Genomic DNA, 13523 nt, shown 5'->3' on the forward strand with positions numbered 1-13523 from the left:
GATAGAATCATTCTATGAGTTTATGAAAACGTTTGAGGGGGAATTTTATGAATAATCGTTTAAAAGTATTGAGTTCTTGTGGGTTAGCACTTATGATGCTTTCCCAAGCTAATCTTCTGGATGTGCAAGCTCAAGAAACAAAAATAGATCAGGCATTAGCACAACCTTCTACCCAAGAGGATAAGACGTTAGTTGTTAATGAAACAAGTGAAGTAGTTGAAACAAGTGAAGTAAATGCAACAAGTGAAGTAGTTGAAACAAGTGAAATAGTTGAAACAAGTGAAGTAGTTGAAACAAGTGAAGTAGTTGAAACAAGTGAAGTAATTGAAACAAGTGAAACAACTTTAGAGTCAAAAATGAAAGAGCTTTCTGACGAAGAAGCGGATAATGAAAAGGCAGATGAGTCAGAAGAAAAAATTAAAATTATTGTTCGTACAAAAAATAAGGCGGCTATTGATCGAGCAAACTACCATAATGAGAAAGAGTATCAATTAGCAGTCAAAGAAAGTGAATTTGAAGTAAAACAAACAATTAAAGAAATAACTGACTTATTAGCTGGGCAAGGCTTAGCTATTGAAGGTGAGCAAGAATACTCCGCTTCCTTTACGGGGTTTTCTGCTTTAGCTAATAAGGCTGCAATCGAGCGTCTTAAGACTATGACACAGGTTTTATCAGTTGATGTATCGCAAAGTTACACACGCCCAGTAGCCGAAACGAATATGGTTAATTCTGGTCCTTTAATTGGAATGGATTTATTAGCTGATTATCAAACAGAATACAAGGGTGAAAATATTGTTGTATCAGTTATTGATACAGGGTTTGATCCTTATCACCGTGATTTCATTTTAGCTGATGATATTGAAAAACGTTATGATGAAGCAGAAATGAATGAAATGATTCAGAAACTAGGCTTACCAGGCAAATGGTATTCTAATAAAATTGCATATGGTTATAATTATGCTGACAATGTAGACACTTTACAGTCTAAAGATGAGCATGGAAACCACGTAGCTGGTACGATTGGAGCGAATGGTAACCCAGAAGAGGGAGGTGTTCGTGGAATTGCGCCACACGTACAATTACTATTAATGAAAGCCTTCTCAGAAGATCAAGTCAACTCAACGGTTTATGAAGATATTTGGATGAAGGCTTTTGATGATTCAGTTAAATTAGGCGCTGATATCATTAATATGTCTTTAGGTATGTCAAGTGGATTTAACATTATGGGAGATACTCCAATGGCTAAGGCTGTTCAAAACGCACGCGACAAAGGAATTCTTCCGATGATTGCAGCAGGTAATGACCGTAATGCTACTTGGGGAACAGATTATACACAATTAGGTAAGAACCCTGATAATGGTACAATGGGATATCCAGCAAGTGTTGATCCTTCAATGTCTATTGCTTCATTTGATAACATAAAAGAGATGAAGCGTTACGTTGAAGCTATTATAGAAGGAGAAGAAAACCAATATTTTGCAGGTTCATTTACTTTCCCAGAAGGAGAAAATGAGAAACCACTTCCTTTAGTTGAATTTGGTAAAGGAAACGAAGAAGACTACAAACCTTATGAAGACAATGGCAAAGTGGATCTTACAGGAAAAATAGTGCTAGTTCAACGGGGGGATGCTTCATTTAATGAGAAGTATCAGCTAGCTAGAGAACGAAATGCAGCAGGATTAATTATCTACGATAACGTGGAAAGTCCTTATACAATGGAAATGACAGGTTTAGAAAATTTAGATATTCCAATCATGTTTGTGACTAAGGAGTCAGGACAGAAGTTAAAGGAAATCGCAAATTCTAATCAAGAGGCTCTGTTCAAAATTTCTAAAGAATTGCAAGCTTTTGATACTTTCACAGCAGGTAATCTTAGCGAGTTCTCTTCTTGGGGACCTTCTACTGATTTGCTATTAAAACCAGACATCGCAGGACCAGGCGGTTTCATCTATAGTTTAATGAGTGACGATCGTTATCAGACTATGTCTGGAACATCGATGGCTACACCTCATTTATCAGGTATGGCTGCTCTTGTTATGCAAAGACTTTATGATGAAGGTATTTTAGTTCGTGATGGTAAGGAAAAAGATCCATTACAAGATGACTTAACAATGTTGATTTTAATGAATACAGCGATTCCGAAGTTGAATACACTTAAAGAGAATGCTTCTTACTACACCCCAATTCAACAAGGTGCAGGTCTTGCTAATATCAAAAAAGCCTTAGATAATCTTGTGACAGTTGTGGCAACTAATGAGACTGATACAAAAGAAGACGGTAAACTTGAAATAAAAGAAGTTCAAGATGAGTTTGCTGCCAACTTAAAACTAAAAAATTATGGTAAAGAAGATCAGACCTATACGGTTTCTTATGTCTTATTAAAAGATAAGATTAATGAAGAAGGTCGTTATACAGAAACAACTGAAACTGTTAAAGAAGAAAGTTTAGGAGAAATTACTGTTAAAGTTGGTCAAACAGCTACAATGGAACAACTCATTTCAACTATGGGTATTGATCAAAATCAATATGTCCAAGGATACTTCTTCTTCAAGCCAGTTGATTCTCAAGCTACTGAGTTATCCTTACCTTTCTTCGGCTTCAAAGGTGAGTGGGACAAATTACCGATTATTGACGAAATGATTGATTTCGCTGATTCTAAAGATGTCAACTTCTTACCAATTGAATACGATAATGGAGGTGTCGATAAAACAGCCTTTGTTCGTAAGCGTTTAGAACAAGGATGGGATTACTTTAATGCATGGCGAGTTGAAGATGATAAGGTAATCTTTGTGAATAGTAATGAGAAAGATGGCTTTGAAAATAAAGTAACGCCTAAATTAGCTTTCCTACGTGATGCAGTCGATGTGACTTTCCATGTGGAAAATGCTGCAGGTGAAAAAATTAGAGATCTTTCAATCATCAATCGTATGTATAAAGTGGCTCGTTTATATCAAGATCAATATCTATTCTTACAAGATCCTTGGGGAACTGGTTGGGACTTTACCGATACCTTTGGTGAAAAAGTAGATGAAGGCGAATATTATTATGTAATTGAAGCACAGATTGATGCGCCAGATGCTGAAAGACAGCGTTATGAGTATAAGTTTGTTCTAGATAATAGTAATGCTATGTTACAAGCTGAGCGTGACAAAAATAAAGTAACTTTATCGGTTGAAGATAACTTATCAGGAATTTTTGCTGTTGAGGTTTATAGTGGCGATCAATTTGTATCTTGGCAAGAAGTTAATAAATATGATAATCCACAACTTCTAAATGAAACATTTACAATTAATCTAGAAGAAGGTTTTGAAGATAAAGATTTAGATATTTGGGTATATGATAATGCTCGAAATATTAAACAATATCGCTTGTTAGCCGATGGTACTTTAGAAGAAGTCGAAAGAGGATCTGATAATAATCCAGGAGAAGAACCAGAAAAAGAACCAGAAGAAGAGATAACTGAAGAGAACAAAGCTTATGGTGAGTCTCCAAGCAATCCAGAAGAATATATTGCAGAAGAAGGATTAGATACAACTGACTTACCATCAATTGTTACTAACAGTCCTTGGTACTTCCAACCATATGGTGAGTATGCAGAATTCATTGACCTTTCAGGTGAAATTTCAAATTATAATGAAGTTCATTATTTAGAGTATCGTGTGACTGATGAAGATGGAAATGTTATTGTAGAAGCTCAACCAGTGGCCTTTGAAGAAGTAGATGGTATGATCTACTTTAAGGAAAATATATCTACTGAGAAGTTAACTGAAAATAAAGTCTACAGTATTGAAATGATTGCTTATGTTAAGAGTCCTAATGATAAATTAGTTAAGCAGCAAGTTGCTCAAAGAATTAGACGAGATATAGAAGCGCCAGAACTTAACGTTAATCAAGTCTTTGGTCCAGATGAAGATTTATTATATTTTGAGATTAAATTCAGTGATAACATGAATTATGTTGAACTATGGGCTGATAATGACATGATAGGTCGCGTCGATAAGACGTTCGATTCACTAATAAATCCTATTCCAGTTGAAGGAAAAGTTTTATATACTATTCCAAAAGCTAAATTAGGAAAAGAATTGACCTTTACTGTTTATGATGACTTTGGTAATGAAAGTGAAACGACAACTATCCCTGTTCAATTGAGAGAGCTAAAAGCTATTCCGTTTAAAGTTGTGGAACGTTTTAATGCAGATCTAGCTGTAGGTGAAATGAAAGTTGTTCAAGAAGGTCAAGAAGGAAAAGCGAATATCGATGAAGATGGTGAATTAGTTACTCTTAAAGACGCGACTGATAAAGTTGTGGAATATGGTCCAATAGAAATTGATTTTGAAACGGATAAAAAACAAGATTCTTATTTATTAGAAGGTATCGAATTAACTATTCAAGATGGAATGAAAGGATTAATTAATCCTTTAAATAGCAAAGTTATTCGACCATCCCAAACTAAAATTATTTTAGTAGGTACTAAGAAAGATAAGAATCAATTAATGCCGGAAGAACCATCCAGTCCTAACAATCCGTCAAAACCAGAAGAAATAACAAAATTTAAAACTTATCTTGAAATTCTTAAACGTAAATTAAAGAATATCGAAGATTACCGTAAGCCTAATGAGTTGAATATTGAGAAGCTTCAAGCATTAGTGGATGCAATTGAAGCAAGTAATCTTGACGATTTAACAAATGATCAATTAGTAAAATTGCATCGTCTTTTTATGAGCTATTCTAATCAACTAAAAATTAAACATGGTTCTACCCCTCAAAAAGGAGAAAGCTTTGAAAGAAATCATACTGTTGAAGGAGCTAGTGTATTGCCTGAAACTGGAGAAATTACTCATCACGCTTATCCTATAATAGCAACTGTCCTATCCTTGTTAGGATTAGGTAGTCTAGCTTATTCTAAGAAAAAAATAAAAGATTAATAGCTTATTAGTTTTTCTCTCTCATTCATATGAATGAGAGAGTTTTTTATCAGACATTCATTAGCCTTTATAATAAAGAGAAGAATGTCTATAATTAAAATAAGATGGAAAGGAGTGGGAGTTTGCCACGCTACGTAGCTAAAGTTCAATATGATGGTAGTCTCTATCATGGCTATCAAATTCAAAAAAATGGCATATCCATTCAAGAGAAGATTGAGAATGCCTTACTTCTAATTGCGAAGAAAAGCCCAGAAGACCCTATTAAAATCACTGGTTCAGGTCGAACAGATGCGGGAGTCCATGCTCTGGGACAAGTGATTCATTTTGATTATCCTGATTTAATTCCAGCTGTTAATCTTATGCGTGCTCTTAATTCTATTCTTGAAAAAGACATTCGTATTATTCAATGTAAGCAAACTAAAGCAGATTTTCATGCACGTTATCATGCTATTGGAAAGTCTTATCGCTATCGCGTGGATACACAGCGTTTTCCCGATCCTTTTAAACGAAATTTCACCACTCACCATGGTTATCCTTTTGAAATTGAGCGCATTCAAAAAGGACTGGCTTATTTGCAAGGAGAACACGATTTTACTAGTTTTTGTTCGACTAAAACAGATAAAGAGAATAAAGTGCGAAACCTATATGAAGTGAAGGCTTATATAGATAGCTCTAATCATGAGTTAGTATTTGATTTCAAAGGTAATGGATTTTTGTACAATATGATTCGTATTATTGTGGGAACATCGCTTCAAATAGGGGATGGTCTTAAAGAGCCTGAAGAGATGCAACGTCTTTTGAGAGTAAAAGACCGCAATCAGGCAGGTCCTACAGCTCCTCCTCAAGGCCTTTATCTGATGCATGTTGAATATGAGGAGGATCCTTTTGAAGCAGATAGTGAATAAATCTAACTGGCGAATTCGCCGCGTAGAATTAAAAGACATCGAAAAGCTTCAAGCCATTTACGATCAAGCTCGTCAATTTCAATTAGCCACGGGCAACCTCAATCAATGGATTGAAGGTTATCCTGGTAACGCAGTCATTTTAGATGATTATCATTCCACCTATTCTTACTTAGTGGAAGATAAGATAGAGGGGAAAATTTTAGCAATAATGGCTTTGATACCAGGTGAAGATCCTACTTATAAAAGAATTCAAGGGCAGTGGCTAAATGACGAAGAGTATGTAACCATACATCGTCTAGCCGCTTTACCATCAGCAAAAGGGAGTGGACAAGCATTATTAGAATGGGCTATGGCTCATTATTCGAATATCAGAATTGATACACACGAGGCAAATCGACCAATGAAACATATTTTAGAAAAGCTGGGTTTTACATTTTGTGGCATTATCCATTTAGAAAATGGCGACCCACGAGACGCTTACCAATACTATAGAAAGAAGGGAAATGCATGTTAAAAGACTTTGATTTTGATAATGTTGACCAACGTTTTGATAATTATAAAAGATCGGAATTGGGTGAACGTCTTGATCAACTGCAGCGAACAGTTAAGGGACTCAAGATTCCGGTTTTAATTCTAATTGATGGCTGGGAATCAGCAGGTAAAGGATATGTTATAAACGATTTAACGCGTGAATTAGATCCGCGTTATGTGAGAGTGGAAGTTTTTGATAAGGCCAATCAAATGGAAAAAGCGCATCCTTCCGTTTGGCGCTTTTGGCAAAAAATCCCTTCCAATCAAGAAATAGTTGTCTATGATCGTTCTTTTTACTATCAAGTCTTCAATCATGATCAAAAAAATGACGAAAAATTAGAGCAACGCGTTCGCGAATTAACAGAGCTAGATAGTACTTTGATAAATAACGGTATGATCGTCGTTAAGTTTTTCTTAAATATAACCGAAAAAACGCAAAAAAAACGCATAAAAAAACTTGAAGAGACAATTGAGGGTAAGCGCCTCTTAACTAAGGTAGACTATGAACAAAATAAAAATTACCAAGACCATCAAGAATGGTTCGAAAAGATTCTTACCCAAACTAATAAGAAGTTATCACCTTGGCATATTGTAGCAGCTGAGGATAAAAAATATGCTTCTAAAATGGTTTTAGGAACTGTGATTGATGAAATCCATCGGGGAATAGAACGGATTGTTCAATGGCGGACACGGGATGAAGCTATTAAAAGAGATTACAATCAGATTTACGATGTGCTTGATAAATTTGACTTAAGTAAGAGTCTATCAAACGATGATTATCATGAGGAGTTGGATCATTTACAAGAGAAAGCAGCTAAATTAGTTTATCAGTGCTATGATCAGAAAATCCCAATTGTTTTAGCTTTCGAAGGAATGGATGCAGCTGGAAAAGGCGGTGCAATCAAGCGATTGACTCGTCACATTGATCCACGCTCTTATAAAATATTTGGAATTAACGCACCGGACCCTATTGAGGAAAAATTTCATTATTTATGGCGTTTTCAAAGAGAAATGCCTGAAGATGGTCAGATGGTTATTTTTGACCGTTCTTGGTATGGGCGTGTCTTAGTCGAAAGGGTTGAAAACTTCACTCCTGAAAGAGACTGGGAACGTGCCTATGAAGAAATCAATCAAATGGAAAGAACATTATCTGAACATGGTACCGCTATTATGAAATTTTTCTTATATATAGATAGCCAAGAACAATATGAAAGGTTTGAAGATCGGGTAGAAGACCCAACTAAAAACTATAAAATAACAGCTGAAGACTGGCGCAATCGTGAGAAAATGCCGCAATATTTAGAGGCGATGAACGAAATGTTGGTTCGAACGGATACCGATTATGCTCCTTGGTATATTATAGCAAGCAATGATAAACGCTATGCACGTATTCAAGTGTTGAAGCATTTTATAGCACACCTAGAAAAGATTTTAGACAAATAAAAAAAACAGCTCTTAAAGAGCTGCTTTTTTTTATTTTAAGTGTTTACGAAGCATATCATGCTTAGCAACAGGTCGACTGACTTTCATGGTAACAATTTGCATAGCGTGAGGAGCTACTTCGATTTCTGCTCCTGTGTCGTCCCACATTTGGTCTAATTTTTCTTGATGACTGCGCATGCCAGGACCATAAAACTCAATGGTTTCACCGACTTTAAAGTTATTGCGTTGTTGAATTGTAGCAATTGTGGTATCAGGATCGTAATCTAGCACTTCTCCGATAAATGAGTACTCTGGACGACGACGACGTTTACCAAAAAGTTGCTCTTTTTCACTAGGAGCGTCGTAATAAAAGCCAGTTGAAAGCTCACGTTGAGCAATTTTCCATAGTTCATCAGACCATTCTTTTTTTACTTCATAATTTTCAGGGTCATCAAAGAAACTGTCGATGGCTTTACGATAAACATTAACAACTGTTGAAATGTAATGAATAGATTTCATGCGACCTTCAATCTTAAGTGAATCAATCCCTGCCTCAATGATTTCAGGAATATGATCTAACATTCCCATATCGACTGCTGACATAGAAAAAGGTTCTTTAATGCCGGGTTCACCAGCACCAACCATTACTTTCTGATCAAGTTCTGGTAATTCGAATAAGCCATAGTGCCAACGACAAGATTGACAACAACCTCCTCTGTTGGCATCACGATTAGCCATATGGTTGGAAAGAGTACAACGACCTGAATAAGAAATGCACATAGCACCATGGATAAAGGCTTCAATTTCTACATCGGTGTTGGCACGAATTTCTTTAATTTCTGCCATTGAAACTTCGCGTCCTAAAACACAACGTGTCAAACCAGCTTCTTGCCAAAAGTTTAAGGTTTCATAATTGACAGCGGATTGTTGGGTGGAAAGGTGAATGTCTAGTCCTGGAGCCTCACTGGCACAAATTTGCATAAGGGCCGGATCAGATACGATGACAGCGTCAATGCCAATATCCCTTACTTGACGGAAAAAATCACCGGCACCTCGCTCATCGTTTTCATGAGTGACCATATTGGCAGCTACATATACCTTTGCATCTCGTTCGTGGGCAAAAGCGACTCCTTCAGCCATATCTTCAAAAGAAAAATTGCCGGCTCTTTTACGAAGACCATAATCATTACCGCCAATATAAACAGCATCGGCACCATAATGGATAGCGGTTTTTAACTTTTCAAGCGTTCCTGCTGGTGCTAATAATTCTGGTTTTTTAAAGTTTAAGTTTTTCATAAGCGCCTCCTATTGTACCTGGTCTGCTTCGTATAAGAAGAAACCTGTACCCAATTCCCGGTTTTTAGTGTGATATTGTTCAACTGCTGCACGATGTAGTTTTAGTCCTTCTAAAGTGACTTGGTCTTGTTCAATTAATTCCTTCACACGGACAAAATGTCTCGCTATTTGTTTGAACTCTTCTTCGGGTGTGAACAATCCATCTAAGTACCAATGTGTTTGTTTTGTACTCGCTAAATCGGGTAAATATTCAATTAAATTTAAATCTTTATTGGCAAAAATATGTGTACCGTGTTGGTCGGTGTAGATGGAGTAATGGCTATCCTTCTTGTTTGGCTCAGACAAGAAGAGGTCGCGGTCAGTCAACTCCTCAACATCCTTATGAATGTAGTTAAAATAATTATTCAACAAACGCCTGCGGCTTTGGTGTATACATGTAGAGCCGTAGACTTGATAGATTAGTGGGATTTGACTTTCAGCTAACATATCTTTTAATTCAACAAAGGGCACTTCGCTTGCGACAAAAGCTCGCTTTGCACCATATTTAGCCCAAAAATTCACTTGACCGGATGAGGTCATTAAAACAGAAGCATTATAAATATACGGTATGTATAGTTTCTCATCTTTAAGAATTTGAATGAGACCTGTATCGCCAACCATAATTTGATCAGCACCTATTTCTTTAATCTTTTTTAAGAAAGATCGTGCTTGTTTAATTTGCTCGTTATGCAAAATAGCATTCATAGCAATAATGACTTCTTTTTTGTTATGGTGGGCATACTCAATTATTTCCTTCATTTCATCAAAAGAGAAGTAAGCAGGTAAGCGTAAGCCAAACACTTCCTCACCGATAACAATTTGATCGATCCCAAGATCGATTAGTTTTTTAGCTTGTCCTATCGATTCAGCTGTTGCAATCAACTTGATCATTAGAACCCTTCTTTCTAATCGTTATTTTATTCACCTATCAATTATATACGAGTAAGCTAAGATAATAAACAGCATTTTGGAACATAGTAACTTTTTCACAAATCAAATAATATTGGAAACGTACCCAAAATTCATGTTATAATAACAGTGTCGCTGATTATGTATTTCCTATTTAAAATGGGAAAAGAAGGGTGGTGAACGAATGGCAAATTTAATTGAGACAGTTAACGAGTTAGAAGCTTTAAGTGCTGAAAAAGTTGCTGATTATCAAAAAAAATTGCAAGAAATGCAAGAAAATTTTGAAGATCAAAAAATCACATTTAAAAGGCAGGTTGATTCGGAATTCGCTCAATTTAAACAAACGACTAAAGAAAGATTTGATCATCAATTTCTTGAGGTTGAAAATGACCTAAGAAATAAAAATCAATTGTCGGTTGTTCAAATTGAAGCCGATATTGCTAACCGCCGTGAGGATCTGACGCAAAAAATTGCTGAAAAGGTGGTGAAAGAAATATGGCAATAGCTAAAATGGCCAAGGTTTTAGCAATTGTTGAGAAAGAAAATCGTGAAGACTTGATGCAGGCATTTCAAAAAATGCAAAATATTCAAGTGAAGACGCTTGACTCTGAATTGTTAGACCAAGAGCCAAAAATGGAATCAAAAAAACTGACAGAATATCTCGATCAGTTAGAAAATGTCCGATCAGCAAAAAATTATTTAGAAAGTTATCTTACAGCAGAATCCTTTAAAGACAAGTATTTAACGCCACTACCAGAAATGACTATGGCTGAAATTGAAAAGAGTCAAATGGATGAGAAAGCCAAGAAGATTACTGATAAAGTATGGGAAAAGAAAAAGATGCTAGAAGAAATTGATTCCCAAATTCAAATTTGTGAGAGCGAAGCTAACTTTTATCATAAGTGGCGCAATCTGAAAGCACTTCCTGATTACGCAAAAGATTATCGTTATACACGCTTGTTATTAGGAACAATTCCTCAAACAGCTGATAATGAATATTATACCGCTTTGAAAGATGAGGAACGAATTTCACTTGAAGAAGTTTATCAATCCAAAGAAGAAATTGGACTGGCGGTTGCTTTTGATAAGGATGACGCATTTGAAGTCAATCAATTTCTTAATCAGAATCGCTTCCAAATCTTAGACTATCGCTTTAAAGAGCTTCCGGCAACACTTCTAGAAGAAACCTATTTAGAAGCGGAAAATTTGAGAAATAAAGCAAAAGAGTTAAGAAAAGAATTGGGAAGTTTCAGAGAGGAATATAACCAATTAAAAATTGCTGAAGAAGTTTTCTATGCTAAAGCAGAAAGACAAAAAGCGACAGAGTTGGGATTAAACAAAGGCGAGTTGTTCGCTTTAGAAGGTTGGATTGAAGAAAAGCAAGCTCAAGCTAGCCTTGAGGAAGTAAGAAAAGCTCTAAATGGCGAAGTATATTTAGACTTTGTAACACCTACTGAAGAGGAGATTGAAGAAGTACCGATTCAACTAAAAAATCATCCGTTGATTGAACCTTTTGAAACGGTTACTTCAATGTATGGATTACCAGGATACAAGGGCTTTGACCCGACATCCTCTTTAATGCCTTATTATTGGACATTCTTTGGAATGATGATTGCCGATTTAGGATATGGAATTTTACTCTGGTTAGGAACGTTTGTCCCATTGAAATTCTTCAATATTGATAAGGGGATGAAAAAGAATTTACGTTTCTTCCATCTTTTATCTTATGCTGTCTTACTATGGGGCTTAATTTACGGTTCATTCTTTGGTGAATCTTTGCCTTTCAAGTTGTTATCACCAACTGAAGACGTCATTCAGGTATTAGCCTTGTCAATTGGTTTTGGATTTATCCAAATCATTCATGGGCTCATCTTGAACACACGTTTAAATTGGGAAAGTGATCGATTAGGTGCAATTAAAGATGGTCTATCATGGATTATCATGCTATTTGGTTTCTTAATTGCAGTCCTTGGTCCAATGTTATTAAATATCGAAAGTCTACAACAATTAGGTCTATATGTAGCTGGTTTCGCAGCCATTACGATTTTAGTTGTAGCAATTATTAAAAGTAAAAATAAATTTGCAGGGTTCGGGGTCGGCTTATACGATTTGTATGGCATCTCTTCTTATTTGGGAGATTTAGTATCTTATAGTCGATTAATGGCCCTCGGTATAGCTGGAGGATCAATTGCGCTAGCCTTTAATATTTTGGTGGCATATTTACCTCCTGCGGCAAGATTTTCAGTAGGTATTCTATTAATCATTGCTTTACAGTTATTTAACTTCGGCTTAACGATCTTAAGTGCGTATGTTCACTCTGCCCGTTTAATCTTTGTTGAGTTCTTTGGTAAATTCTATGAAGCTGGGGGACAAGCCTTTTCCCCATTAAAATACTTAGGCAAATACATTAATATTAAATAAATTATTTTAGGAGGTAATATAATGGAATTTTTACAAGAGTATGGTGGTTATTTATTCGCCGTTTTAGGTATTGCAGTGGCAGTTATTTTCTCAGGATTTGGTTCAGCTACTGGGGTAGGTACAGCAGGTACATCCGCAGCAGCTTTAACTAAAGATCAACCAGAAAAATTTGTTCAATCATTAATCTTACAATTACTGCCAGGTACACAAGGTCTTTATGGATTCGCCATTGGTTTCTTAATCTTTTTACAATTACAACAAGGTATGGATTTACAAACTGGCCTTAATTTATTAATTGCTGCTATGCCAGTTGGTTTTGTAGGTTGGGTATCAGGTATTCATCAAGGTAAGGTAGCAGCAGCAGGTATGCAAATCTTGGCAAAGCGTCCTGAAAAAGTTATTAATGCAATTATTTATTCTGTAATGGTTGAAACTTATGCGATTTTAGCATTCGTATTCTCATTCTTACTTGTTCAAGGATAGGAGGTCAAACTTGTGGGAAACATTGAAACTTTACAAAATAAAATCTTAGGGAAAGTTCAAGCCACAGGTGAAGCACAAGTTCAAGATCTTCAAAATGAGTTGTCCCAAGCAATGGACGATTACAAAAATCGGATTAATAAACAATTTGAGCATGATAAAGAAAACTTTATTCGTAAGCAAGAGCAACAATTTGAAATTCGTAAGCAATCATTGGCTAATGAATTGCGCAACTCACAGCTTACCCATAAGCAAAAATTATTAGAAGAAATCATTCAAGACGTTCCTGAAGAAATAAACCGTTCGATAGCTACTGACTTGGGTCAAATGATTCAAGCGGCAATGCAAAAGTTGGATTCAAATCAAGCTTTTGAACTAAGAATCGGTGAAAAATCACGTCAATTTATTTCTGATGATCAAGCGAATAAATTTCATGCAGATTATAATATGATGCAATGGGGCGAAAACGTTGCGGATAAATCTGGTTTTATTCTTACCCAAAAAGGGATGAATATGAATTATTTATTTGAAGATATTATTAATGAACTGAAGCCTCAACTGCTTATTGAACTTGAAAAACAACTGAAAGCATAAG

The 13523-nt window shown here is 35.8% G+C and carries 10 protein-coding genes; 8 read left to right on the forward strand and 2 right to left on the reverse strand.

The genetic code is table 11. The annotated features are described in order from the left end of the window. The first annotated feature begins 47 nt into the window (after nucleotides 1-47). The 4 genes from NW240_RS07030 to NW240_RS07045 all read left to right on the forward strand — a co-directional run bounded on the left by NW240_RS07030 (nucleotide 48) and on the right by NW240_RS07045 (nucleotide 7804). On the forward strand, nucleotides 48-4925 hold the full coding sequence (locus tag NW240_RS07030) for a S8 family serine peptidase (protein WP_258436812.1): 4878 nt from the start codon (nucleotides 48-50) through the stop codon (nucleotides 4923-4925). A 122-nt stretch (nucleotides 4926-5047) separates the two neighbouring features. After that, complete coding sequence (gene truA / locus NW240_RS07035) at nucleotides 5048-5830, forward strand: tRNA pseudouridine(38-40) synthase TruA (RefSeq protein ID WP_258436813.1); 783 nt, start codon at nucleotides 5048-5050, stop codon at nucleotides 5828-5830. After that, nucleotides 5811-6344 carry a GNAT family N-acetyltransferase gene (locus NW240_RS07040; protein WP_258436815.1) on the forward strand — a complete coding sequence of 178 codons (534 nt, stop codon included), beginning with the start codon at nucleotides 5811-5813 and terminating at the stop codon, nucleotides 6342-6344. Before truA ends, NW240_RS07040 begins: the two co-directional genes overlap by 20 nt. Then, on the forward strand, nucleotides 6338-7804 hold the full coding sequence (locus NW240_RS07045) for a phosphate:AMP phosphotransferase (RefSeq protein ID WP_258436817.1): 1467 nt from the start codon (nucleotides 6338-6340) through the stop codon (nucleotides 7802-7804). Before NW240_RS07040 ends, NW240_RS07045 begins: the two co-directional genes overlap by 7 nt. A 30-nt stretch (nucleotides 7805-7834) precedes the next feature. Here the strand turns inward: NW240_RS07045 and NW240_RS07050 are convergent, their stop codons facing one another. Both NW240_RS07050 and NW240_RS07055 read right to left on the reverse strand, forming a co-directional pair. Further along, on the reverse strand, nucleotides 7835-9079 hold the full coding sequence (locus tag NW240_RS07050; RefSeq protein ID WP_258436818.1) for a U32 family peptidase: 1245 nt from the start codon (nucleotides 9077-9079) through the stop codon (nucleotides 7835-7837). 9 nt (nucleotides 9080-9088) lie between these two features. Further along, nucleotides 9089-10009: a peptidase U32 family protein gene (locus NW240_RS07055; RefSeq protein ID WP_258436819.1), complete on the reverse strand. Its 921-nt coding sequence runs from the start codon at nucleotides 10007-10009 to the stop codon at nucleotides 9089-9091. Nucleotides 10010-10211: 202 nt separating this feature from the next. Between NW240_RS07055 and NW240_RS07060 the strand changes: the two genes are divergently transcribed. Genes NW240_RS07060 through NW240_RS07075 form a run of 4 tightly spaced genes read left to right on the forward strand, consistent with a single transcriptional unit; the run spans nucleotide 10212 to nucleotide 13522 of the window. Further along, nucleotides 10212-10532, forward strand: coding sequence for a hypothetical protein (locus tag NW240_RS07060; RefSeq protein ID WP_258436820.1), 321 nt, complete (start codon nucleotides 10212-10214; stop codon nucleotides 10530-10532). Beyond that, nucleotides 10523-12448: a V-type ATP synthase subunit I gene (locus NW240_RS07065; protein WP_258436821.1), complete on the forward strand. Its 1926-nt coding sequence runs from the start codon at nucleotides 10523-10525 to the stop codon at nucleotides 12446-12448. The genes NW240_RS07060 and NW240_RS07065 overlap by 10 nt, the downstream gene beginning before the upstream one ends. Before the next feature lie 21 nt (nucleotides 12449-12469). Continuing rightward, nucleotides 12470-12931, forward strand: a complete 462-nt coding sequence (locus tag NW240_RS07070) for a V-type ATP synthase subunit K (protein ID WP_258436822.1) — start codon at nucleotides 12470-12472, stop codon at nucleotides 12929-12931. Between the two features lie 12 nt (nucleotides 12932-12943). After that, nucleotides 12944-13522 carry a hypothetical protein gene (locus NW240_RS07075; RefSeq protein WP_258436823.1) on the forward strand — a complete coding sequence of 193 codons (579 nt, stop codon included), beginning with the start codon at nucleotides 12944-12946 and terminating at the stop codon, nucleotides 13520-13522. Nucleotide 13523: the final 1 nt, after the last annotated feature.

It is taken from the genome of Facklamia sp. 7083-14-GEN3 (assembly GCF_024742075.1).
Taxonomy (GTDB): domain Bacteria; phylum Bacillota; class Bacilli; order Lactobacillales; family Aerococcaceae; genus Facklamia.